Source organism: Streptomyces sp. NPDC007346, from assembly GCF_040703535.1.
Lineage (GTDB): Bacteria > Actinomycetota > Actinomycetes > Streptomycetales > Streptomycetaceae > Streptomyces.
In genome coordinates, this window is record NZ_JBEYKR010000001.1 from 64,894 (window position 1) to 88,848 (window position 23,955).

The 23,955-nt window shown below is 72.9% G+C and carries 17 protein-coding genes and 1 tRNA gene; 13 read left to right on the forward strand and 5 right to left on the reverse strand.

Translation table 11 applies throughout. The features are described from left to right. Positions 1–95 precede the first annotated feature (95 nt). The 5 genes from AB0917_RS00250 to AB0917_RS00270 all read left to right on the forward strand — a co-directional run bounded on the left by AB0917_RS00250 (position 96) and on the right by AB0917_RS00270 (position 7,470). Positions 96–707, forward strand: a complete 612-nt coding sequence (locus AB0917_RS00250) for a DUF4291 domain-containing protein (RefSeq protein WP_366817161.1) — start codon at positions 96–98, stop codon at positions 705–707. Between the two features lie 362 nt (positions 708–1,069). Then, positions 1,070–3,847, forward strand: coding sequence for an alpha/beta fold hydrolase (locus tag AB0917_RS00255; protein ID WP_366817162.1), 2,778 nt, complete (start codon positions 1,070–1,072; stop codon positions 3,845–3,847). Next, positions 3,844–4,770 carry an ABC transporter permease gene (locus AB0917_RS00260; protein ID WP_366817163.1) on the forward strand — a complete coding sequence of 309 codons (927 nt, stop codon included), beginning with the start codon at positions 3,844–3,846 and terminating at the stop codon, positions 4,768–4,770. Before AB0917_RS00255 ends, AB0917_RS00260 begins: the two co-directional genes overlap by 4 nt. A 279-nt stretch (positions 4,771–5,049) precedes the next feature. Next, a complete protein-coding gene (locus tag AB0917_RS00265; RefSeq protein ID WP_366817270.1) occupies positions 5,050–6,720 on the forward strand; it encodes a von Willebrand factor type A domain-containing protein in 1,671 nt (556 codons plus the stop codon). Between the two features lie 282 nt (positions 6,721–7,002). After that, the gene (locus AB0917_RS00270) at positions 7,003–7,470 is read left to right on the forward strand and encodes an anthrone oxygenase family protein (RefSeq protein ID WP_366817164.1); all 468 of its coding nucleotides are present in this window, start codon (positions 7,003–7,005) and stop codon (positions 7,468–7,470) included. A gap of 18 nt (positions 7,471–7,488) precedes the next feature. Here the strand turns inward: AB0917_RS00270 and AB0917_RS00275 are convergent, their stop codons facing one another. The 3 genes from AB0917_RS00275 to AB0917_RS00285 all read right to left on the reverse strand — a co-directional run bounded on the left by AB0917_RS00275 (position 7,489) and on the right by AB0917_RS00285 (position 11,283). Further along, positions 7,489–8,361 (reverse strand): peptidoglycan-binding protein, encoded by an 873-nt coding sequence (locus AB0917_RS00275; RefSeq protein ID WP_366817165.1) that lies wholly within the window; start codon positions 8,359–8,361, stop codon positions 7,489–7,491. A 563-nt stretch (positions 8,362–8,924) separates the two neighbouring features. Then, complete coding sequence (locus AB0917_RS00280; protein ID WP_366817167.1) at positions 8,925–11,006, reverse strand: TerD family protein; 2,082 nt, start codon at positions 11,004–11,006, stop codon at positions 8,925–8,927. Positions 11,007–11,210: 204 nt separating this feature from the next. Then, positions 11,211–11,283 (reverse strand) — tRNA-Arg (locus tag AB0917_RS00285). A gap of 307 nt (positions 11,284–11,590) precedes the next feature. On the opposite strand from AB0917_RS00285, the gene AB0917_RS00290 reads away from it, so the two are divergent. The 7 genes from AB0917_RS00290 to AB0917_RS00320 all read left to right on the forward strand — a co-directional run bounded on the left by AB0917_RS00290 (position 11,591) and on the right by AB0917_RS00320 (position 20,678). After that, on the forward strand, positions 11,591–13,231 hold the full coding sequence (locus AB0917_RS00290; RefSeq protein WP_366817168.1) for an ATP-binding protein: 1,641 nt from the start codon (positions 11,591–11,593) through the stop codon (positions 13,229–13,231). After that, complete coding sequence (locus AB0917_RS00295) at positions 13,228–15,387, forward strand: GTPase (RefSeq protein ID WP_366817169.1); 2,160 nt, start codon at positions 13,228–13,230, stop codon at positions 15,385–15,387. The genes AB0917_RS00290 and AB0917_RS00295 overlap by 4 nt, the downstream gene beginning before the upstream one ends. A gap of 102 nt (positions 15,388–15,489) precedes the next feature. Continuing rightward, positions 15,490–15,999, forward strand: coding sequence for a single-stranded DNA-binding protein (locus AB0917_RS00300; RefSeq protein ID WP_366817170.1), 510 nt, complete (start codon positions 15,490–15,492; stop codon positions 15,997–15,999). 359 nt (positions 16,000–16,358) lie between these two features. Then, the gene (locus AB0917_RS00305; protein WP_366817172.1) at positions 16,359–17,774 is read left to right on the forward strand and encodes a Cys-Gln thioester bond-forming surface protein; all 1,416 of its coding nucleotides are present in this window, start codon (positions 16,359–16,361) and stop codon (positions 17,772–17,774) included. Between the two features lie 113 nt (positions 17,775–17,887). Next, positions 17,888–19,552 carry an energy-dependent translational throttle protein EttA gene (ettA, locus tag AB0917_RS00310; RefSeq protein WP_366817173.1) on the forward strand — a complete coding sequence of 555 codons (1,665 nt, stop codon included), beginning with the start codon at positions 17,888–17,890 and terminating at the stop codon, positions 19,550–19,552. Positions 19,553–19,557: 5 nt separating this feature from the next. Then, on the forward strand, positions 19,558–19,980 hold the full coding sequence (locus AB0917_RS00315; RefSeq protein ID WP_366817174.1) for a thioesterase family protein: 423 nt from the start codon (positions 19,558–19,560) through the stop codon (positions 19,978–19,980). After that, positions 19,977–20,678: a hypothetical protein gene (locus tag AB0917_RS00320; RefSeq protein WP_366817175.1), complete on the forward strand. Its 702-nt coding sequence runs from the start codon at positions 19,977–19,979 to the stop codon at positions 20,676–20,678. Before AB0917_RS00315 ends, AB0917_RS00320 begins: the two co-directional genes overlap by 4 nt. Before the next feature lie 48 nt (positions 20,679–20,726). On the opposite strand, the gene AB0917_RS00325 is transcribed toward AB0917_RS00320, so the two are convergent. After that, the gene (locus AB0917_RS00325) at positions 20,727–21,131 is read right to left on the reverse strand and encodes a globin (protein ID WP_366387874.1); all 405 of its coding nucleotides are present in this window, start codon (positions 21,129–21,131) and stop codon (positions 20,727–20,729) included. A gap of 181 nt (positions 21,132–21,312) precedes the next feature. Between AB0917_RS00325 and AB0917_RS00330 the strand changes: the two genes are divergently transcribed. Then, on the forward strand, positions 21,313–22,305 hold the full coding sequence (locus tag AB0917_RS00330; RefSeq protein WP_366817176.1) for a methyltransferase domain-containing protein: 993 nt from the start codon (positions 21,313–21,315) through the stop codon (positions 22,303–22,305). A 93-nt stretch (positions 22,306–22,398) separates the two neighbouring features. On the opposite strand, the gene AB0917_RS00335 is transcribed toward AB0917_RS00330, so the two are convergent. Further along, on the reverse strand, positions 22,399–23,892 hold the full coding sequence (locus tag AB0917_RS00335; protein WP_366817177.1) for an FHA domain-containing protein: 1,494 nt from the start codon (positions 23,890–23,892) through the stop codon (positions 22,399–22,401). Positions 23,893–23,955: the final 63 nt, after the last annotated feature.

Consider the following 23,955-nt stretch of genomic DNA (forward strand, 5'->3'; position numbering starts at 1 on the left):
AAACCCCCGAAACCACTGAGACCACTGAATCCACTGACAGCCCGGAAGAGGAAAACCAGGTGCCGGGGCGTGAACGCGTCCCGCATCCTGGGCCCATGAACGCCCCGGGCCTGCCACCCCGTTACGAGATCCGCGCGCTCCAGACCGCCACGACGGTCACCGTCTACCAGGCGTACCGGCCCGCCATCGGCCTCCCCGCCGCGCGCGACGGGCGGTTTCCCGCCGCCTGGAAGCGGGACCGGATGACGTGGATCAAGCCCAGCTTCCTCTGGATGATGTACCGCTGCGGGTGGGGCGCCAAGGAGGGCCAGGAGGTCGTTCTCGCCGTCGAGATCGCCCGGAGCGGCCTGGAGTGGGCCCTCGCGCACGCCGAACTCTCCCACTACGTACGCGATGTGCACCCGGACCAGGCCACCTGGAAGCGCGCCCTGCGCACCGCCCCCGCCCGGGTGCAGTGGGACCCCGAGCGCGACCTGGACCTGAACCCGCTCCCGTACCGCTCCCTGCAGGTGGGACTGAGCGGGGAGGCGGCCCGGCGGTACGCGGACGAGTGGACTGTCTCCGTACGCGATGTCACCCCGCTCGCCCGCGAGGTGCACGCGGCCGTACGGGCGGGGGAGCGGGAGAGGGCCGCGGCGCTGCTGCCGGTGGAGACACCGCTCGATCTCCGGGCTCCGAGGCCGGTTCCCGTCCGCGGCCCCCGATGAACGTCAAGGGCCGTCCGGTTGAGGAGCGCGGCCCAGGCGCCCCGCGCGCACGAGCCTCGCGCAGAAGCCCGCGTACGACCCCCGGGTCTGAGTCCCGCGCCTGAGTCCCGCCCGGGAGCCCCGCGCACGACCCCCGCGCGGAAGCCCTGCCCACGACCCCTGCCCACGACCCCCGCCCAGAAGCCCGGCCCGCGAGCCGCGCGGAGGCCGTTGCGCGGCCAATGTCCGCAATGGCGTTCGGGAGAGATAAGGCCGGTACCGCGTCCGGAGTACGGGGAGGGCGCACCGTACCTCTCAGGGAGGCCGACCACCTCCCCCTGGCGGCACTTCGGCCGGTGGCGTCGTCCGCTTAGGGTCGAGGGATGGAGACCCCTACTGTTCGATGGCGGCGCCTGCTGCCCCAAACACCTGGCCGGTGGGCCGCGGCCGTCGCCGCGCTCGCCGTGCTCGTGGGCGGCGGCACCTGGACCGCCGTGGCCGACGACGGCCCGCCCGCCGTGCAGCGCGAGGACCGGATACTACGGCCCGGCGGAGTGCCGATCGACACCTCGTACTTCACCGCCGGAGGCTCCGGCAAGCGGCCCGCCGTGCTCATCGGCCACGGCTTCGGCGGCAGCAAGAACGACGTGCGGGCCCAGGCCGAGAAGCTGGCCGCGAACGGGTACGCGGTGCTGACCTGGTCGGCGCGCGGGTTCGGCAGGTCCGGCGGAGAGATCTCCCTCAACGACCCCGAGCGCGAGGTGAAGGACGTCTCCGGGCTCATCGACTGGCTGGCCGAGCGGCCCGAGGTCGAGCTGGACGCCGAGGGCGACCCCCGGGTCGGCCTCACCGGCGCCTCCTACGGCGGGGCCGTCTCCCTGCTCGCCGCCGGGCACGACCAGCGCGTCGACGCCATCGCGCCCGTGATCACGTACTGGAACCTGGCCGACGCCCTCTTCCCCGACGGGGTTTTCAAGAAGCTCTGGGCCGGGATCTTCGTGACCTCCGGCGGCGGCTGCGAGAAGTTCGAGAAGCGGCTCTGCGAGATGTACGAGCGGGTCGCCGTCAGCGGCAAGCCCGACGCCGAGGCCCGCGCCTTGCTCGCCGAGCGCTCGCCCTCCGCCGTCGCCGACCGCATCAAGGTGCCCTCGCTCATCCTCCAGGGCCAGTCCGACTCCCTCTTCCCGCTCGGCCACGCCGACGCCATGCAGAAGGCGATCAGCGCCAACGGCGCACCCGTCTCCGTCGACTGGATCTCCGGTGGCCACGACGGCGGAGACAACGAGGCCGTACGTGTCGAAGGGCGGGTCGGCTCCTGGTTCGACCGGTACCTGAAGGAGGAGACCGGCACCGACACCGGGCCCGGCTTCCGCGTCACCCGTACCGGAGGCATCGACTCCACCGACGGCGCCACCCTCAAGCGCGGCGCGAGCAGCGACACCTACCCGGGGCTGCGCAGCGGCGGCCGGGAGATCCCGCTGCGCGCCGCAGGAACCGGCGAGCCCGGCACGTCCAGTGGAACGAGCACGTCCACCACAACCAGCACGTCCACCGGAACCGGCACGTCCACCACAACCAGCACGTCCACCACAACGGCGACACCCCCCGGCGCCACGGAAACGTTCCGCAACCCGGCCGGCTCCGCGCCGCCCGCCATCTCCGCCGTACCGGGCATCGGCGGCGGACTCTCCCAGCTCTCCTCGCTCGGCGTCGGGCTCTCGCTCGACTTCCCCGGCCAGTTCGGCCGCTTCGAGTCGGCCCCGCTCGCCACCTCCGTACGCGTCACCGGAACGCCCACCGTCCGCGTGACCGTCAAGGCGACCGAGGGCCGTGACGCGGTGCTCTTCGGCAAGGTGTACGACGTGTCGCCGGACGGCAGGCAGCAGCGGCTGCCCTCCCAGCTCGTCGCCCCCTACCGGATCACCCCCGAACAGCAGGGCAGGTCCATCGAGCTGGCGCTGCCCGCCGTGGACCACGAGTTCGACGCCGGGCACCGGATGCGGCTGGTCTTCTCCGCGACCGACCTCGGATACGCGTCCCCCGCCGAGCCCGCCACCTACACCGTGACCACCGACGGACCCCTGACCGTCCCCACCGCACCCGCCGTCAAGACGGCCGCGGCCACCCTCCCCTGGTGGACCTGGGGCCTCCCGGCCGCCGCCCTCGTCATCGCGGCCGCCCTCCTGCTCACCGCCCGCCGCCGCACCGCGACGCCCGCGCCGGACCCCGCGCTCACCGACGTACCGCTCCAGATCACCGGGCTCTCGAAGAAGTACGCGAAGTCCGTCGACCGGTACGCCGTGCGCGAGCTGTCCTTCCGCGTCGAGAAGGGGCAGGTGCTCGGGCTGCTCGGCCCCAACGGCGCGGGCAAGACGACCACCCTGCGCATGCTCATGGGGCTCATCACCCCCGACGAGGGCGAGATCCGCGTCTTCGGCCAGGCCATCCGCCCCGGCGCCCCGGTCCTCTCCCGCGTGGGCGCCTTCGTCGAGGGCGCGGGCTTCCTGCCGCACCTGTCCGGGCGCGCCAACCTGGACCTGTACTGGCAGGCCACCGGCCGCCCCGCCGAGGACGCCCACATCGACGAGGCCCTGGAGATCGCCGGGCTCGGCGACGCGCTGGCCCGTGCCGTACGGACGTACTCCCAGGGCATGCGGCAGCGGCTCGCCATCGCCCAGGCCATGCTCGGCATGCCGGACCTGCTCATCCTCGACGAGCCGACCAACGGGCTCGACCCGCCGCAGATCCGCGAGATGCGTGACGTGATGATCCGTTACGCGGCCGGGGGCCGGACCGTCATCGTCTCCAGCCACCTCCTCTCCGAGGTCGAGCAGTCCTGCACCCACCTGGTCGTCATGGACCGGGGCCGGCTGGTGCAGGCCGGGCCGGTCGCCGAGATCACCGGTTCCGGCGACATGATCCTGGTGACCTCGGCCGAGACGGTGTCCGAGCCGCTCGCGGAGAAGGTCGCCGCCCTGCCCGGCATCGGCTCCGCCGTCCGCACCGACGACGGCCTCGGACTCCTCGTCCGCCTCGACGGGGCCACCACCTCGCGGCTCGTCGCCGACCTGGTCCGGCTCGACGTCCCGGTCACCGGCGTCGGCCCGCACCGCCGCCTGGAGGACGCCTTCCTCACCCTGATCTCCGGAGGAGCAGCATGAGCGCCCCCACCCAGCCCCCCGAGGCCCGTGGGAAGGCCGAGCACCCCGGGACCGAACACCCGGAGGCCCCCGGCTACCGCGCCGGGCGCACGCTCCCCCTCCGCGTCGAGGCCATGCGGCAACTGCGCCGCCGCCGCACCCTGCTCATGGGCGGCATCCTCACGGCCCTCCCGTTCATCCTGATCATCGCCTTCGCGATCGGCGGCTCGCCGGACGGGGAGGGCGGCGGTGGCGGAGGCCGGGGCGGCAACCGGATCAACCTCATGGACGTGGCGACCGAGTCCGCCGCGAACTTCGCCGCCACCTCCCTGTTCGTCTCCGCCGGCTTCCTGCTGGTGATCCCGGTGGCCCTGTTCTGCGGGGACACCGTCGCCTCCGAGGCGAGCTGGTCCTCGCTGCGCTATCTGCTCGCCGCACCCGTGCCCCGGACCCGGCTGCTGTGGTCCAAGCTCGTCGTCGCCCTCGGCTTCAGCCTGGCCGCGATGGTGCTGCTGCCGCTCGTCGCCCTGGCGGCGGGCACGGCGGCCTACGGGTGGGGCCCGCTGAAACTGCCCACCGGGGGAGCGCTGGCCGCCGGGGACACCGTGCCGCGCCTCGCGCTCGTCGTCGCGTTCATCTTCGTCTCCCAACTCGTCACGGCGGGGCTGGCGTTCTGGCTCTCGACGAAGACGGACGCCCCGCTCGGCGCGGTCGGCGGCGCGGTCGGCCTCACCATCGTCGGCAATGTGCTCGACGCCGTCACGGCGCTCGGCTCCTGGCGCGACTTCCTGCCCGCGCACTGGCAGTTCGCGTGGGCCGACGCGCTCCAGCCCGAGCTGGAGTGGGGCGGCATGATCAAGGGGGCGGCGATCTCGGTGACGTACGCCCTGATCCTGTTCGCTCTGGCGTTCCGAGGGTTCAGTCGTAAGGACATCGTGTCCTGAACCTGATGTTCCGCGGTTCGCCCGGCCACACAGGGCTCCTGCCCGGCCACAAGCGTCTTCTGCCCGGCCTCTGTTGCCGCATCGAGACGGTTCCGCAACGCTTTCGTCGGCTCCGGCCGGCGGCCTCGTACGTCACATTCACAGGTGTCGGACACAGGGACACCGTGATGACGTGGGGGGTTACGGATGCACCAGCGAAACGGCAAGCGATCAGGGGCACGGGCAGGGGGCCGGGTGGGGGGCCGGGCCCCGGCGGTGGCGCTCCTGCTCGCCGCCGGGATGCTGCTCACCGCGTGCAGCGGCACCGAGTCGTCGGACAACGCCACCGCTGACAAGGGCTCCGGCGCACGCCCGCCGCAGGGGACGGCCGGCGCGCAGCCCGCACCGGAGGCGGTGGCGCCGGAGAAGGGCAGGCACTCCGGGGAGAGCGAGGAGAGCGGGGAGAGAGGAGACAGCGGGGAGAGCGGGCAGAACGGCGACGCGGCCGAGCCGGACACCGCCGCCCCGGACTACCTCTCCACCTTCGCCCTGGACGTGGACACCGCGAGCTACGGCTACGCGCGCCGCACCCTCGGTGACGGCAGGCTGCCCGACGCGGCGGACGTACGGCCGGAGGAGTTCGTCAACAGCTTCCGGCAGGGGTACGAACGGCCCGAGGGCAACGGCTTCTCCGTGACGGTCGACGGGGCGAGGATCGGCGCGGGCACCAGCAAGGGAACGGGCACCAGCAAGGGAACGGGAACGGACACCAGCAAGGGCGCGGGCACCAGCAACGGCACGGGCTCCGGGCCCTCCGACTGGTCGTTGCTCCGCGTCGGCCTGGCCACCAAGACCGCCCCGCCGACCGACGAACGCCCGCCCGCCTCCCTCACGTTCGTCGTCGACGTCTCCGGCTCCATGGCCGGCCCCGGCCGCCTGGGGCTGGTCAAGAAGTCCCTGCACATCCTGACCGACGAGCTGCGCGACGACGACTCCGTCGCCCTGGTCACCTTCAGCGACGAGGCCGAGACCCGGCTGCCGATGACCCGCCTCAAGGGCAACCGGAACAAGATCCGGGACGCGGTGGACGAGATGGAGGCCGCCCGGTCCACCAACGTGGAGGCGGGGATCAAGCGCGGCTACGAGGAGTCCGTCGAGGGCCACCGCAAGGGCGTGAACAACCGGGTGGTGCTCCTCTCCGACGCTCTCGCCAACACCGGCGACACCAGCGCCGACAACATCCTGGAACGGATCGACTCCGCCCGCCGTGAGTACGGCATCACGCTCTTCGGCGTCGGCGTCGGCAGCGACTACGGCGACGCGTTCATGGAGCGGCTCACCAACCGGGGCGACGGCCACACCACGTACGTCGGCGACGAGGAGCAGGCCCGCAAGGTCTTCGTCGACCAGCTGCCCGCCCACATCGAACTGCGGGCGCGCGACGCCAAGGCCCAGGTGGCGTTCGACCGGGGGACCGTGAAGCAGTTCCGGCTGATCGGCTACGAGAACCGCAAGGTCGCCGACGAGGACTTCCGCGATGACAGCGTCGACGGCGGCGAGGTCGGCCCCGGCCACACGGTGACCGCGCTCTATGCCGTACGGCTGCGCGAGGGCGCCTCCGGCCCGGTGGCCAAGGCGACCGTGCGGTGGCTCGACCCCAAGACCCGCAAGGCGTACGAGGAGAGCGGCACGGTGGGGACCGGGGCGCTCGACGGCGATCTGTGGGGCGGCGCGCCGCAGCGGCTCCAGGTCGCGGCCGTGGCCGCCTACTTCGCCGACACCCTGCGCGGCGGCGACTTGCCCGGCACACCCTCACTCCGTGAGCTGGCCTCCCGGGCATCGAAGCTGGCGGACGAGACCGAGGACAGCTCGGTACGGAAGCTGGCGACGGCGATCGGACAGGCGGAGGCGCTCAGGAACGGGACCGAGCCGGAGGACGGGGAAGACACGCGCGAGGGAGAGATCGGCTGAGCGGCCGGGCCCCTGCCTAGGCAGCCGACGGGCCCGTGACGGCCGACCGAGCCAACGGGGGCCCTTGCGCAGCCGAGGGGCCCGACCGACCCGACTGACCCCTCGGCAGCCACCGACCCGCCCGGCCCTTCCCGGCAGCCGACCGACCCGCCCGGCCCTTCCCGGCAGCCGACCGACCTGACCGGCTTCCCGGCAGCCGACCGATACCCGACCGGCTCCTCACCGCGGGCGACGTTCGCACGGCCATGCGAAATATGGCTGTGCGAACGGCTGTCGCCGGTCATGATGTCCGCCATGACCTCCCTGCTCCTGGTGCTCTCCGTGATCGTCACCGGCCTCTACGCGGGCTTCATGCTGTCGTTCCTGATCGCGATCATGCCCGGCCTCGCCGAGCTGACGGACGATCAGTTCACCGCGGCGATGCGCCGCTTCAACGAGAAGGTCCCCGGGCCGGCCTTCCTCGTCCTCTTCCTCGGCGTGGTCGCCCTGCCCGCCGCCGCGCTCTTCACCGGACTCGGCGAGCACGACGCCGTGGAGGGCCCGGCGCTCGTGGGGGCGCTCGTCTGCGTGGTCGCCGGTCATGTGGTCACGGTGGCCGGCAACATCCCGCTCAACAACGCGCTCGCGAAGTCGGAGGGCGGCGACGACAGCGCCGCCCGCAAGGCCTTCGAACCCCGCTGGAACACCTTCCACCAGGTCCGCACCGCCTTCGTGCTGGCGGCGTGCGTCCTGCTGGCCATCGCGCTGTAGGACCGCCGGCCGCGAGACTCACACGTTGGGCACCTTCAGCCGGTCCCAGCTGGTCTTCCCCGGGATGCCGTCCGCGTCGGTGCCGGTGTAGCCCAGCTTGCGCTGCCAGGCCGCGTACGAGTTCCGGTCCGCCGTGGACCAGGCCGGGCCGGGGCCCACCGTGTACCGGCTGCACCCCTCGGCGACCAGGCGCTTGCCCATCGCCGTGATGACCGGGCTGTTGCGGCCGACCTTGAAGAACGACGCCCCGGGGAACGGCTCGTACGTCGGTCTCGGCGGCTGGGAGGGCCCGTCCGGTGAGCCGCCCAGCCGCTTGCCGATCCGGGTGCGCATCGAGTTCATGGTGAAGCCGCGCGGGTCGATCTTGCCCGGCTGCCACTCCAGGTGCCCGATCACCGACCGCTCGCCCCAGCCGTGCGCCCGGCACACGGCGGCGGCCGCGCGCTCGATGGCCAGCAGCTGGGCCGCCGGCCACGGGTCCTTGCCGTCGCCGAGGTTGATGCACTCGAAGCCGTAGAAGTACCGGTTGCCGTCGGTGTTGGCCTCGTTGTCCGGCGGCAGGGCCTTCTCCGCGATGACGGCACGCAGCACGTCGTCGTCGCCGAGCCCGGCGTGGTTGGCCCGCCCGTTCCCCACGAGATGGACGGTCCCGTCCTTGGCGATGACGCCGTGGCAGAGGGGGCCGGGGAGGGCGGAGTGGCCGTTGTAGCAGAGATCGACGGAGGCGGCGGTGCCCGATGTGACGGTGTGATGGATCATGACGCCGTGCGTCGGACCCCAGGACCCTTTGTGATTCCGGTTGTTCGTACGCCAGCTCCGGTGTTCGACGACGCGGAGGCCTTCGTCGCGGAGGGCTTTGAGCAGCTTGTCGGCGGACAGCGGCGTTGCCATCGTGGCGCTCCTTTCCAGGTGGTACGTCGGTTCGCAGGGGTGTTCGGCGGATGGCGAGCACGACCGAGGGCCGGACGGCACAACGAAGTCGCGCTCGCCCGAACGGGTCCGCGGAGAGGTGGGAGGTGCCCCGCGACGGGATTCCGCCTACGGTCGTACAGAATCGATTTGCCCGTTCTTGCGGCGCCTTGAACGTCGCTCCGTACCGAACGTTTCGTCGGTCGTCCACTCTTGCGCTGCACATCCCGCCTCGAGGGGCGTGGGGGACGGGCGGGGCCGGAGTGCCGTGCGCGGGCCGCGACGGAGTTCCGGCCGGGGGCCCCACCGCCGTACGACAACGACGGCCCGCCCCCGCCCCCGTCCCGCTCCCGCTGCCGTACGCGCCCGGCCGACGCGGCGAGGGGGCTCGGACATGGCCGGGCTTACGGCTGCGGGTTGCTGCTGGTGCGATGAGGGCCGTGTGCGGGCAGTGGGGCCGAGCCCTTGCCCGCGTCGCCGTCTGCCTCGCCGTCTGCCTCGCCGTCGGCCTTGTCGTCGGCCTTGTCGCCTGCCTCGCCGTCTGCTCAGTCGGCGATGTCGACGCCGTAGCCCCGTGCCAGGTCCGCGAGCCCGTGGTCGTAACCCTGTCCGACCGCGCGGAAGCGCCAGACCGGCCCGCGGCGGTAGAACTCGGCCAGGAGCAAGGTGCGTTCCGTGGTGGCGGCGTCCAGGGTGGCCCTGGCCAGCGGTGCGGCTCCGGTGCCGGGTACCGCGGTGATCTGGACCGCGCCGACGTCGCCGAAGGTCGTCTTCCCGTCGATGGCAGCGGCGACGGCGACCTTACGGGAGGCGGGCGGGAGGGATGCGAGGTCGACGGCGATCGTCTGCTCGGCCGGGCCGTCGGTGAGGAGACGTACGGTGCCTGCGGGGTTCTCGGGGGCACCGTAGAAGACGAAGTCCTCGTCGAACGTCACCTGCTCGTCCTCGTCGAGTACGAAGGCGACCACATCGATCTCGCACGCGTCCTGCGGAACCCAGGCCGCGGTGATGTGCCACAGCGGGGCCGTGGCCTGCTGCTGAGGGGGCAGGTCCACGACACCGCCGCGCGGCAGGATGAGAGGGGACGGCGGACGGTCCGCTTTCGGCTCCGGTGAGGAAGAGCCGGTTGCCGCCGGTGAGGCCGTGCCGGTCTCGGCGGGAGCGGCCCGCGTCGCGGTCAGCCAGTGTTCGTCATGCACAGGGACTCCCAGTTCGGGCAGCCGCCGCATCCGGCGATCGGCCTCCCCTCCCGGCAGGAGGACGGCGTCGGTGACACTGCTGGAAAGGTTGATGGCGGCGGAACCGCCCAGCTCGACGACCCTGGTGCGCGCGGCGGCCGCGGCGGGATGGGTGCCGCCGAGTATGAGGACGCGCCGCCCGGCCAGAGGGCGGCCCGTCGCCGCAGCCGTGGCCGGCCGGCGTGGAGCAGGGACGGCCGCACCCGGCGTGGACCGGGCAGACGCGGGAGCGCCGGCTCCGGGAGGCGTGGGAGAGACGGCCTGGGGCGCGGGGGCGGCTGCGGCAGCAACGGAAGCAGGAGCAGGAGCGGAAGCAGGCGCAGGAGCAGTAGGAACGGAAGCGGAAGCAGGAGCCGGAGTGGTTGTCCCGGCAGCGGCCATGCCGCTCCCGAGAGCTGGGACGCTGCTGCCGCTCCCCGGGACCGCTGCCGCAACCCCAGGTGCCGCGGCCTTCGACCCCGCCGCAGTCCGGTGCGGTGTCCCAGGGCGTACGTCACCCAGCAGCCGCAGGAACGTGTGCTCGTCGATCACGGGCACGCCCTCGGCGGCCGCCCGGCGGGCCTTCGCGGAGCCCGAAGCCGCCTCGTCGGTGACCAGCACGCTGGTGTGGCGGCTGACCGAGGACATGACGTTCAGCCCCGCCGCGACCGACCGCGCCACCAGCTCGGCGCGTGCGGTCGCCGTCTCCCCGGTGATGGCGATCTTCATGCCTTGCACGAGCGGACCGCCCGGCTCCGCCCGCCCGGGATTGCGGTACGCGCAGGGTGCCTTGGGCGGCTGAGGCGCGAACCGCACGTCCTGGCGCGGCGGGCACTCGACCAGGGGAAGTTGCAGGTCGAGCCGCGCGGCTTCCCGCAGCGTCGCACGGAGGATGCCGGCCAGCACACGGGTGTCGTCCAGGGCGTCGTGTGCCCGCAGCTGCGGTACGCCGTAGTGGGCGGCGAGCGTCCCCAGCTTCATGTCCGGAGCGGGCGGGTCCACCTGCCGGTTCAGGGCGAGGGTGCACAGCCGCTGGGAGACCGGCAGGTACAGGCGGGCCCGCGCGAACTCGTGCGCCAGGAAGTCGTAGTCGAACTGGGCGTTGTGGGCCACCAGAACCCGGTCCTGCAACAGCGCCCCTATTTGCCCCGCCACCTGCTCGAAGGTCGGCGCGCCCAGCAGCCGCTCGGCGGTCAGGCCGTGCACGTGCACCGGCCCCGGATCGCACCCCGGATTCAGCAGGGTCGAGAACTCCCCGGTCTGCTCCCCGTCCGGACCGATGGTCACCACCGCCACCGACAGCACGCGGTCCCGCCGAGCGACGAGCCCGGACGTCTCCACGTCCACCAGCGCCCAGTCGAAGGCGTAGTCGCGCAGGCCGGACACGTCGAGGGAGGAGCGCAGGTTCATGCCCGCAAGGATGATCCGGCATGTGCCCACTCCTCAACCGGAATGGCCATTTTCCTGGATATGCGAGGAGATCCAGGGCGCCGGGCGGTGTGCGGAACCCTCTCCCGCGCCGTCTTACGCCGCCACTACCCCCGCCCCGCTAACCTGCGCCGACCAGCGAAAAGGCCCTCCGGTGCGGAGGGCCTCACGGTCGTGCGGTCGGTGCGCCCCCGGCAGGACTCGAACCTGCGGCCAAGCGCTTAGAAGGCGCCTGCTCTATCCACTGAGCTACGGGGGCCGGGAGCCCTGATCGGGTGGTTCCGTGGCCGTGCCGGGACAAGGATAGGGCTCCGATCGCCTGGACCCGGTTGCTTCACCTGCGTGGCACGATGTGGAGGTTCGGTGAAGCGAACCGATAATCGCAGGTGAGTACGGATCCCGCACCGCTTTTCACGCCCTGTGGCCCGGGTGTTGTGCACTCGTTATGCCTGCGCCCCACTCGTCCCCTCTGTCCGGACTCTGCTCAGAGGGTGGAACCGCCGCGCAGAGGGGGCTATACGCTTCAAAAAGGCGCTAAAATTGGGCATTCTTCGCATGTGGTGACCATGGACGTACGGCCTCAGCTCATCGACGCACTTTCCGCCCTGCGCGACCGTGTCGCCGCCGTGCGTCTTCCACTCCCGCTGCCGGGGACCGAACGCGCCTGGCAGACGAGGGTCGAACTCCTCGCACAGCTCGACGACTACCTCCTGCCGCGGCTCAAGGATCCCGAGGCTCCACTGCTCGCCGTGATCGGCGGGTCCACCGGGGCCGGGAAGTCCACGCTGGTCAACTCGCTCGTGGGGTGCCGGGTCAGCGAGGCAGGGGTCCTGCGGCCCACCACGCGCACACCGGTGCTGGTCTGTCACCCCGACGACCACCACTGGTTCGCCGGCGTACGGGTGCTGCCCCAGCTGACCCGCGTCTGGCTGCCGCCGGGTCAGGCCCGGGACCCCGACGGGCTCGACGACCTCGGGCCCGGCGCGGACGACGCGAACGTGCTGCGGGTGGAGACCGCGGTCAGCCTGCCCCGCGGGCTCGCCATCCTCGACGCCCCCGACATCGACTCCCTCGTCGTACGCAACCGGGTCCTGGCCGCCGAACTCATCTGCGCCGCCGACATCTGGGTGATGGTCACCACGGCCTCCCGGTACGCCGACGCGGTGCCCTGGTATCTGCTGCGTACCGCGAAGGAGTACGACGCCGCCCTCGTCACCGTCCTGGACCGGGTGCCCCACCAGGTCATCACCGAGGTCTCCCGGCAGTACGCGGCGCTCCTGACTCGCGCCGGGCTCGGGGAGGTACCCCGTTTCACCATCCCCGAACTCCCCGAGTCCGCGGGCGGCGGCAGCGGGCTGCTCCCCACGACCGCCGTCGCCCCGTTGCGGGCCTGGCTCACCCACCGGGCCCAGGACCCCGCCGCCCGGCAGCAGGCGGTGGGGCGTACGGCCTCCGGGCTCATCGAATCGCTGAACGTACGGATGCCCGAGCTCGCGTCGGCCGTCGCCGCGCAGTACGCGGCGTCCGTACGGCTCACCGGCGTGGTCGAGGACGCGTACGGCAAGGAGGCCGCCCGGATCCGGCGCAGGCTCCAGAGCGGGGCGGTCCTCGCCGGGGACGCGCGGACCCGGTGGCGCGGCTACCCCCTCTACAGCGCACCCGGCGAACTCCTCGAAGCGCTCGTCGACAGCCTGATCGCGCTGCTCCAGTGCGCCGTCTCCGCCGCCGACGAGCAGATCCGTACGCAGTGGAGCCGCGAGCCCGCCGCCGGGGCGTTCCGGTTCGAGGGCGCCGGGCGGGAGGGCGGGAGATGGGGGCCCGTGGAGGACATCGAGGGCCGGATCGCCGTCGCCGTACGGCGGTGGCGGCGGGTCCTGGAGGAGCTGGCGGAGGAGGAGGTGCGCCAGCTCGAACGCAGCGTGGCGCCCGACCCCGAGACCGTCGCGGCCCTGCTCGCGGCGGCGCTGCTCGGCGGGCGGCGGACCCGTACGGCGGGGGAGCAGCTCGCCGAACGCATCGGCGCCCAGGGCGCGCTGCGCCTCCGCGACAAGGGCGGCGAACTGCTGACGACCTATCTGGATCAGGTGCTCGGCGGCGAACGCGACCGCAGGCTCGCCCCGCTCGACGCGCTCGACGTCGTCCCCGAGCCGCAGGCCGAACTGATCGCCGCGCTTTCCGTACTGCAGAAGGAGAGGTGGCAGCGATGACTGCCGTCACGGACGAGGACCAGGGCAACGGCACGACGGAGACGGGCGGAGAGCGGAAGGGGGACGAGAGGGAGAGGGAAAGGGAGCGGGAGAAGGAGGGGGAGTACGAGCGTGAGGGCGGGCGCTGGGACGACGGGCTCATCGCGCGCCGGGCGGTGGCGGTCGATGCCGGCGCTGGTGCGGCTGGTACGGGTGGTGTGAGTGGTGCGGGTGGTGCCGGTGGTGGCGATTGCGGCGCGCCCGGCTCCCGTGCCGCAGGCTTCCGTACGGGCGGGGCCTCCGGCGCCTTCGCTTCCGGCGAGGACGACGTCCGGCCGCAGGTCGAGGCGTACGGGCCCTCCGGCGGCCCCCTGCCGACCCGGCTGGACGCCCTGCGTGAACTCGTCGGACTCTCCCGCGCCCGGCTCGACCGGGACGTCCTGGCCGAGGCGGGACGCGTGCTGGACGAGGCGGCGGCCCGGCAGCGGCTCTCCTCCCGGCACACGGTCGTCGCCATCGCGGGGGCCACCGGGAGCGGCAAGTCGACCCTGTTCAACGCCCTGGCCGGGGCGCAGATCTCCGACACCGGGCTGCGCCGCCCCACCACCTCCCAGCCCATCGCGTGCAGCTGGACCGACGGGGCCGCTGGCCTGCTCGACCGCCTCGCGATCCCCGGCCGGCTGCGCCGCAGGCCGCACCCCGGTCCCGCCGCCTTCGACGAGGCGCTCCAGGGGCTCGTCCTGGTCGACCTGCCCGACCACGACTCCGCCGCGACGGACCACCGGCACCAGGTGGACCGGGTGCTGGCGCTGGTCGACGCGGTGATCTGGGTCGTCGACCCGGAGAAGTACGCCGATGCCGCCCTGCACGAGCGCTACCTGCGCCCCCTCGCCGGGCACGCCGAGGTCACCTTCGTCGTCCTCAACCAGATCGACCGGCTGCCCGGCGAGGCCGCCGACCTCGTGCTCGACGATCTGCGCCGGCTCCTGGACGAGGACGGCATGGCGGTGGGCGAGCACGGCGAACCCGGCGCCACCGTCATGCCCCTGTCCGCGCTGACCGGCGACGGGGTGCCCGAACTGCGCGAGATGGTCGGCCGGTTCGTCCAGGACCGCACGGCCGCCACCCGCCGCCTCTCCGCCGACGTGGACGCGGCTGCGGCGCGGCTGCGCCCCGTGTACGTGGCGGAGGGGCGGCCCGGTCTCGGCGAGCGGGCCCGGGAGGAGTTCACCGACCGGCTGGCCGAAGCGGTCGGGGCGGCCGCCGCCGGTCAGGCCGCCGAGCGGGAGTGGCGCAGGAACGCGGGCCGGGCCTGCGGGACGCCGTGGCTGCGGCTGTGGCGCTGGTACGAGTCCCGGGGGCTGCCGGGGAGCCTGGACCGGATGGGCCAGGCGCTCGCCCCGCCCGAGGAGGAGCTGACCGCCCGGCAGCGGGTCGAGCAGGCCGTCCGGATCGTCGCCGACGCCGCCGCCGACGGGCTGCCCGCACCCTGGGCCCAGGCGGTGCGCGAGGCGGCGTTCAACGGGGCCAAGGGGCTGTCGGAGGCGCTGGACGAGCTGGCGACGAAGGCGGCGGCGGGGGTCGGTTCTCCCAAAGCCTCGGGCAAGGCCTCGGGCAAGGCCGCAGATAGGGCCGCAGATGGGGCCGCAGATGAGGCGGCGTCGAGTGAAGCCATGGGGCATGCCTCGGGTGCCTTGAGTGCTTCGGGCGCTTCGGGCGCTTCGGGCGCTTCGGACAGCGCCGGGCGGGTCGGCGGCTCGGGGAGCCGGGGCCCGGCCTTCGGCGTGGTGCCGGGCGGGCGGCCGGCCAAGCCGCCCCGGCCCAAGTGGTGGCCCGTCGCGGTACTGGCCCAGGTGTCCATGACGCTGCTCCAGGTCTTCGGCGGCCTGTGGCTGCTCGGCCAGATCGTCGGCGTCCTGGAGCCGGGGCTCGTCACCCCCGCCCTGATCATGCTGGCCGGAGTCGTCGGCGGGCCGCTGGTGGAGTGGTCCTGCGCGGCGGCGATCAGGGGCCCCGCCCGGCGCTACGGGCAGGACGCCGAACGACGGCTGCGCGAGGCGGCGGCCGGGTGCGGCCGGGCCAGGGTCCTGGACCCGGTCGCGGCGGAGCTGGTGCGCTACCGGGAGGTACGCGAGAGGTACGTGGCGGTGACGGAGTTTTCCACAACCGGCCAGTAGTCCACAGGCCCCCGCGCTCTTCGCTTCCGGCGTCCACCATGAAGTCAGTACAGCGGTGGACGGAACGACGGAACGACAGAACGAGGCAGCAGGGGGCTGGACATGAACGAGACGATGGTGACGCTGGTGGGAAACGCCGCCACGGCGGTGGAGTTCCGTGAGACCGCCACCGGGGGAATGGCGCGATTTCGCTTGGCCGTGACCCCGAGGCGCCGGGACCGCGAGACGCAGCTCTGGACGGACGGGCCCACCAGCTTCTACACGGTCTGGGCCTGGCGGACGCTCGCCGCCAACCTGGCCGGCTCGGTGGCGATCGGCGAACCCCTCGTGGTCCACGGCCGGTTGAAGGTCCGCGAGGAGGAACGGGACGGCGGGCGCCGGGCGTTCGTGGACGTCGAGGCGGTCGCGGTGGGCCACGACCTGAGCCGGGGGACCGCCGCCTTCCGCCGGGTCGTCAGGACCGAACCGGCGCTGACACCACTGGCGCGGCACGGAGGTGACGGAGGGTCGTCCGGACCGCCCTTCGGCGGTGCGGACGACAGTCCGACAGGTGGTACGGACACGTCCACGACCGTGCGCGAAAGAGTCGCGGAAAGGGTGGCGGTGTCCTGAAAGGGCTGGTCGGAGGGGTGGCCCGCCGATAACGATTCCGATTCGGAATGGTTGGCCGACGGCGGTACGGGGGACTGTGGTTCGCCCGGTCCTTAGGATTCCCAGAGCTCATGGGTCACTTGAGTCTGCTGGCGAGGCATTCCCCACACGCGCACCACGCGCGAGGGTCTCGCCCGGAGGGGAATTCTGTGTTTTCTGCGTCTTCAGTGTCCGCTTCGCCGTCCGACGCGAAGGCGGTGCACGCCGCCCCCGGCGGAGCGGCGCGCACCGGGGAGACCGGCGCAGCGGCGCGGGCCGGGGCGACCGGCGGGACCGGGCGAAGAGGGTGGCGCGGGCGCGGCAGAAGCCTCCTCCGGCCGATGACCGCGCTGCTGCTCTCCGGTCTCGTCACGGCGGCCACCCTCGCCGGGACGGGCACGGCGGCCGCCGACGACCCGGGCCGGCACCAGGGCGGTGCGGCGGCGGTGCTCGACGGGCTGAAGATCTTCGACAGCGCCGTGCTCCGCCTGCCGGGCGAGAACGGCGCCCCCGACCGGACGCAGGAGCTGCCCGCCGGGCTCTTCGAGATGACCGTGGACGGCGGCGGCAAGCTCAAGACGTACTGCATCGACCTCCACAACCCCACCCAGGACCAGGCGAAGTACCTGGAGACCCCCTGGGCCGAGACCTCCCTCGGCGCCAACAGGAACGCCGGGAAGATCCGGTGGATCCTCCAGCACTCCTACCCGCAGATCGACGACCTCGCCGCGCTGGCCGAGGCGGCGGGCACCGGGCCGCTCACCGAGCGGACCGCCGCCGCGGGCACCCAGGTCGCCATCTGGCGGTACTCGGACGACGCCGATGTCACCGCCTCGGACAAGCAGGCCGAGAAGCTCGCCGACTGGCTGCACAAGCGCGCGCGCAACGTCGCCGAGCCCCGGGCGTCCTTGACGCTGGAGCCCGCGGCGGTCTCCGGCCGCGCGGGGGACCGGCTGGGCCCGGTCACCGTCCGCACCGACGCGGGCCAGGTCTCCGTGTCGCCTCCGGTGGACGCGGCGGCGAGCGGCATCACGGTGACCGACGAGGAGGGCGTGCCCGTCACCTCCGCCGTCGACGGCGCCCGCCTCTACTTCGACGTGCCGGAGGGCAGCGCCGACGGCTCCGCCTCGCTGTCCGTCCAGACCACCACCTCCGTGCCGGTCGGCAGGGCCTTCGCCGGGACCACCCGCACCCAGACCCAGATCCTGGCCGGTTCCAGCGAGTCCACGGTCTCCGCACGGGCCACCGCCACCTGGGCCGAGACGGGCGCCGCCCCCGCGATCACCGCCAGGAAGAACTGCGCGGCGGGCGGCGTGGACATCACCGCGGCCAACCAGGGCGACGAGCCCTTCACCTTCGAGCTCGGCGGCTACGAGCACACCGTCGCCGCCGGAGCCACCGAGACGGTGACGATCCCGGTCGCCGAGGACCAGGCGTACGACTTCACCATCACCGGCCCCGGCGGTCTCCGGAAGAACTTCACCGGCGTGCTGGACTGCGCCACCAGCGGCAGCGTCATCGAGGCCGGGAAGGACCAGCCGGGTGACGACGACACCGGAATCGGCACCCGGAGCGCCGTGCAGTCCGTCCCCGCCTCGACCGGGTCCACCACCTCGGGCCTGGAGGGCGACCTCGCCGCGACCGGCGGCTCCAGCACCACCCCGATGATCGCGGCCCTCGCCGTCGGCTTCCTCGTCATCGGCGGCGGCGCCCTGTTCGTCCTGCGCCGCAAGGAAGCACAGCAGCACGCTGGGTGATGACGAGCCCGCGTCCGGCCGTCCGCCCCTGGACGTGGTTTCCTTCCGGGGGTGGACGTCAGGCAAGATGGGGTGTATCTGCCCACACCTCTATTGCTGCCGGACGGTTTCTCTTGGCTGAGTACATCTACACCATGCGCAAGACGCGCAAAGCGCACGGCGACAAGGTGATTCTCGATGACGTCAACCTGAACTTCCTGCCCGGCGCGAAGATCGGTGTCGTGGGCCCCAACGGCGCCGGCAAGTCCACGGTGCTGAAGATCATGGCGGGCCTGGAGCAGCCGTCCAACGGCGACGCCTTCCTCTCGCCCGGGTTCAGCGTCGGCATCCTCATGCAGGAGCCGAAGCTCGACGAGAGCAAGACCGTCCTGGAGAACGTCCAGGACGGCGCCGCCGAGACCATGGGCAAGCTCAAGCGCTTCAACGAGGTCGCCGAGCTCATGGCGACCGACTACTCCGACGCGCTCATGGACGAGATGGGCAAGCTCCAGGAGGACCTGGACCACGCCAACGCGTGGGACCTGGACGCCCAGCTGGAGCAGGCCATGGACGCCCTGGGCTGCCCGCCCGGCGACTGGCCGGTCACCAACCTCTCCGGTGGCGAGAAGCGCCGCGTGGCGCTCTGCAAGCTCCTCATCGAGGCCCCGGACCTGCTCCTCCTCGACGAGCCCACCAACCACCTCGACGCCGAGTCGGTGAACTGGCTGGAGCAGCACCTCTCGAAGTACCCGGGTGCCGTCGTCGCCGTCACCCACGACCGGTACTTCCTGAACAACGTCGCCGAGTGGATCCTCGAGCTCGACCGAGGCCGCGCGATCCCCTACGAGGGCAACTACTCCACGTACCTGGAGCGCAAGGCCACCCGCCTCAAGGTCGAGGGCCGCAAGGACGAGAAGCGCCAGAAGCGGCTCAAGGAAGAGCTGGAGTGGGTGCGCTCCAACGCCAAGGGGCGCCAGACCAAGTCCAAGGCCCGCCTCGCGCGGTACGAGGAGATGGCCGCCGAGGCCGACAAGATGCGGAAGCTGGACTTCGAGGAGATCCAGATCCCGCCGGGCCCGCGCCTCGGTTCCATCGTCGTCGAGGTCGAGAACCTCTCGAAGGCCTTCGGCGACAAGGTCCTCATCGACGACCTGTCGTTCACGCTGCCCCGTAACGGCATCGTCGGCGTCATCGGTCCCAACGGCGCGGGCAAGACCACGCTGTTCAAGATGATCCAGGGCCTGGAGGAGCCGGACAGCGGCTCCATCAAGGTCGGCGACACGGTCAAGATCTCCTACGTCGACCAGTCCCGCGCCAACATCGACCCGAAGAAGACCCTCTGGGCCGTCGTCTCGGACGAGCTGGACTACATCAACGTCGGCCAGGTCGAGATGCCCTCGCGCGCCTACGTCTCCGCGTTCGGCTTCAAGGGCCCCGACCAGCAGAAGCCGGCCGGTGTCCTCTCCGGTGGTGAGCGCAACCGCCTCAACCTGGCGCTGACGCTCAAGGAGGGCGGCAACCTGCTGCTCCTCGACGAGCCCACCAACGACCTCGACGTCGAGACGCTCTCCTCGCTGGAGAACGCCCTCCTGGAGTTCCCGGGCGCCGCAGTGGTCATCTCCCACGACCGCTGGTTCCTGGACCGCGTCGCGACGCACATCCTCGCCTACGAGGGTGACTCCAAGTGGTACTGGTTCGAGGGCAACTTCGAGTCGTACGAGAAGAACAAGGTCGAGCGTCTCGGCGCGGACGCGGCCCGCCCGCACCGCGCCACGTACAAGAAGCTCACGCGAGGCTGATCGTCTTGGCTCGTCACATCTACAGCTGCCCCCTGCGCTGGTCGGACATGGATGCCTTCGGCCACGTCAACAACGTGGTCTTCCTCCGCTACCTGGAGGAGGCGCGCATCGACTTCATGTTCCGGCTGGCGCCGGGGGACGGCTCGCCGTCGTTCGCGGGCGGGTCCGTCGTGGCCCGGCACGAGATCGACTACGTACGGCCGCTGGTGCACCGGCACGCGCCGGTCACCGTCGAGTCGTGGGTCACGAAGATAGGCGCCGCGTCGCTGACGATCGCCTACGAGATCAAGGACCCCGAGCAGGTGTACGTACGGGCCTCGACCGTCGTTGTCCCGTACGACCTGGCCGAGGAGCGGCCCCGGCGGATCTCCGCCGAGGAGAAGCTCTTCCTCCAGAAGTACCTGGCAGAGGAGCCCGCCGCGGCATGACCGTGCCTGTGCAGTCGCTGCGGTTCGCCGACGCGAGGGAGGTGGCGGATCTCGCCGCCTTCCTCGGCCGGCTGCTCCACTACGACCGGGCCGCCGCGGTCCGGTTGCAGGCGGGCGGCGGCGACGCACTGGCCGTGTTCGGCCGCCCGCCCTCCTTCGAGGTCCTCGCGATCCGTACGGCCCGCCTGGCCCACGCCCGGACGCTCGACGTCACGGTGTCGGCCGGCGAGCTGCTGGAGTCCCTCGACATCGCCGGGGAGGGGCCCGGCGAGCGGGGCGGTGCGCTGCCCGCCCCCGTCACCGGGCCGCCCTGGACCGGCGTCCTGCCGCCCCGGGGGCCCTGGCAGGAGCAGGCGGGCCTGCCCCGGCCGGACGCCCTGCGCACCGATCTGGACGCGGCCGTCGCCGAGTTCCGTACGCGGGACGAGGCGCTGCCCGAGGAGCTGCGCACCCGCGCCGAACGCGACCGTATCGGCCGGGAGATCTGGTCCCGCCCGGTCGGCGCCACCGAACTGCCGCTGCGCGCGGTCCACGCCGCCCAGTCCCTCGGCTTCCTGCGCGCCGACCCGGCCTTCCCCGTCTCGCTGTTCGCCTCGGGCGGCTGGCTGCGGCTGCGGACCCCGTTCGGCTCGGTCGCCCTGCGCCGCGACCCGGTCGGCGGGCTGGGCTCACTGGCCCTGACCGTCGGGCACCGCTGAGCCCTGCCCGACGGTTCCCCGAACCCCCTCGGGGGCGGCCGGGGCCGGTCAGTCGGCGGTGTTGACCATGGACGCCGCCGCGTACGTCAGGTAGTCCCACAGCTGCCGCTCGTGCTCGGGCGCCAGCCCCAGCTCGTCCAGCGCGACCCGCATATGGGCCAGCCAGGCGTCATGGGCCGCCCGGTCCACCCGGAACGGGGCGTGCCGCATCCGCAGCCTCGGGTGGCCGCGGTGGTCGCTGTAGGTGCGCGGGCCGCCCCAGTACTGCATCAGGAACAGGGCGAACCGCTCCTCGGCCGGGCCCAGATCCTCCTCCGGGTACATCGGCCGCAGCAGCTCGTCGCCGGCGACCCCCTCGTAGAAGCGGTGGACCAGGCGTCGGAAGGTCTCCTCGCCGCCGACCTGCTCGTAAAAGGTCTGCTCCTGAAGCGTGTCGCGCGGAATCTCTGTCACCCGTCCATGGTCGCAGACGCGGCGGCCGAGGTCAGGGGTCCTAGGACCAATGACCGGGAGAGCCCCTGCCCGACCCGTCCGCCCCGCCCCGCCCCGACTCGCCTGCTCCGACTCGCCTGCTCCGAGGGCCGGCCCGCTTCGCGGACTCGCCCCGGCCGTCCCGCCGCAGGACAGTGGAGGCATGGGCGTACAGCGGGAGGACCCCTTCGCTTCCGGCACCGAGGCCGACGAGGCGCGCCAGGAGCTGGTGCGGACCATCGTCGCGCGGGGCGGGCTCACCGACCCCGCCTGGCGGGCCGCCTTCGAACAGGTGCCGCGCCACCTGTTCGTGCCCTGCTACTACGTGCACGGCCCCCGGGGCTACGAGCGGCTCTGGGGCGAGGACCCCGATCCCGTACGGCGCCGGCGCTGGCTGCGCGGAGCGTACGGGGACGAGGCGCTGGCCACCCGGATGCGGGACGGCGAGCTGATCTCGTCCTCCAGCCAGCCCTCGTTGATGGCCCTGATGCTCGACGCCCTGGACGTGCACGACGGGCACACCGTCCTGGAGATCGGCACCGGCCCCGGCTACAACGCGGCGCTGCTCTCCCACCGGCTCGGCGCCCCGGCGGTGACGAGCGTCGATCTGGACCCGGAGATCACGGACCCGGCCCGCAGCCATCTCGCCGCCGCCGGATACCGCCCGACGGTCATCACCGGCGACGGGGCCAGAGGCTGCCCGCAGCGAGCCCCGTACGACCGGATCATCGCGACCTGCACGCTGCCCTCCGTACCGCCCGCCTGGCCGGAACAGTGCCGTCCGGGGGCGTGCGTCCTGGCTCCGGTCGCCACCGGGCTCGTCCTGCTGGAGGTGCGCACGACGGCGCACGGCCCCCGCGCCGAGGGGCGTTTCCTGGCCACCCCGGCGTACTTCGTGCCCCTGCGCGGGGCCTCGCCACGGCCCGAGCCGGTCGCGCGCCCCGGCGGAGTGCCACGGCGCGCGACCGGGGACGAGCTCTTCCGGTTCCTGCTGACCCTGACGGCGGGCAGCCTCGATCCGCACGAGGCCTTCTCCCTCTGGGAGCGGGAGGGGCGCCCGAGGCGGGAGCGGTACGGCGTCACGGTCGCGCGGGGCCGGCAGTGGGCCTGGCTGGACGACCCGGAGGGGCCGTACACCTGGCCGCTGGGCGGCTGAGAACCGGAGAGCCCGTCACCGCCCGTCGCTCCGGGCCGCTGTCCTCGGTGCCGCCCCGGTCTCGGTGCCGCTCCGGCCTCGGCGCCCCGGTCCTCAGTCCCGGCGGATCGTGATCGTCGTCCACGCCCCGACGTGCACCTGGTCGCCGTCCTGGAGGGGGACGGGGACGTACGGCTGGATCGGGTCCTCGGCGCCGTTGAGCGTGGTGCCGTTCGTGGACTTCTGGTCGACCACGGACCAGCCGCCGTCGGGCTGCTGCACCAGCACCGCGTGCTGGTGGGAGACGCCCGGGTCCTCCGGCGGCACCGACAGGTCGATGTCCGGGGACTCGCCCGTGCTGTGCCGGCGGCGGCCGATGGTGACCTGGCTCCCGGTGAGCGGCAGGCGCTGCTCGGGGGAGTACGCGGGCAGGTTCAGCCCGGTCGCCTCGGGGCCGCTGCGCTGCATCATCGCCAGGAAATACTCACGGTCCGGCGCGATGACGGCGGTCCAGGACGTGGCCTGCTGAGGCTGTCCCTGACCGGGGCCCTGACCTGGAACCTGGCCGTGCTGCGGGCCGCCCTGGTCGTACCCCTGGTCCTGGCCGTACCCCTGGTTCCCCGGGTTTCCCTGGTTCTGGTCGGGGCGGCCACCCTGCTGACCGCCCTGGTACGGGGCCTGCTGCTGGAACGCCTGCGGCGGCTGCGGTGCCTGCGCCTGGGAGGGCGGCGGGAGGACCCAGTCGTCGCCCCCGCCGTGCGGCGCCGACTGCTGCTGCTGCGGGGCGAAGGGCGAGGCCTGCTGCGGTTCGAACGGAGAGGGCGCCGACTGCTGCTGGTGCGCGGGCGGCCCCTGCTGCTGGAAGGCCGGCGGAGGCGGCGGGCCCTGCTGGAACGCGTGCGGCGGAGGACCGCCCTGACCACCGGGGCCGCGTTGACCACCGGGGCCGCCGTGCTCGTCCTGGCCGCCGGGACCGGTCGGCTCGTGAGCGAGCGGCTCGGCGGGACGGTTCATCTGGGACGGCCGCGAGCCCTGGAACTCGAACGGGTCCCGCTGCTGGGACGGACCGCCAGGACCGCCAGGGCCACCGGGACCGCCCTGGCCACCAGGACCGCCAGGACCGCCGGGGCCCTGTCGGCCTCCGCCGGGACCCTGCTGGGCCAGGAAGCCGGGCGGCAGGTTGAGACCGGGCGGGGAACCACCCGGCCCACCCGGACCGCCGGGCCCACCGGAACCGGGCCCACCAGCGCCACCGGAACCGGGCCCACCGGAACCGCCAGGCCCGCCCGGATCGCCGGGCGTCCCGTGCTGCGGGGCCAGCGGCGTGTACGAGGTCGCCGTGTTGGTGAGGAAGTTCCAGCGGCACTCCTCGCAGTACGGCGCCATCGCCTCACGCGGCGTGCGGCACTGCGGGCAGAGCTCCGCCTGCATCGTCGGCGGACCGCCGTCGTTGCCGGCGGGCGGCGGGTAGCCGTAACCGGGCGCGGGGGGCGGCGGAGGGGGCGGGGGTACGGCGCTGGCGGAGGCGCCCGTTCCGGTCATGCGGTGTCCGCAGACCTCGCACCAGTCCTCGGAACCCGACTGGTGTCCGTTCGGGCAGGTCGGCATGTCGGCGCTTCCCCCTCTCCTCGTCCGGCCCCGGGGGCCGTCATGCTGTCGATCGTGACCGTA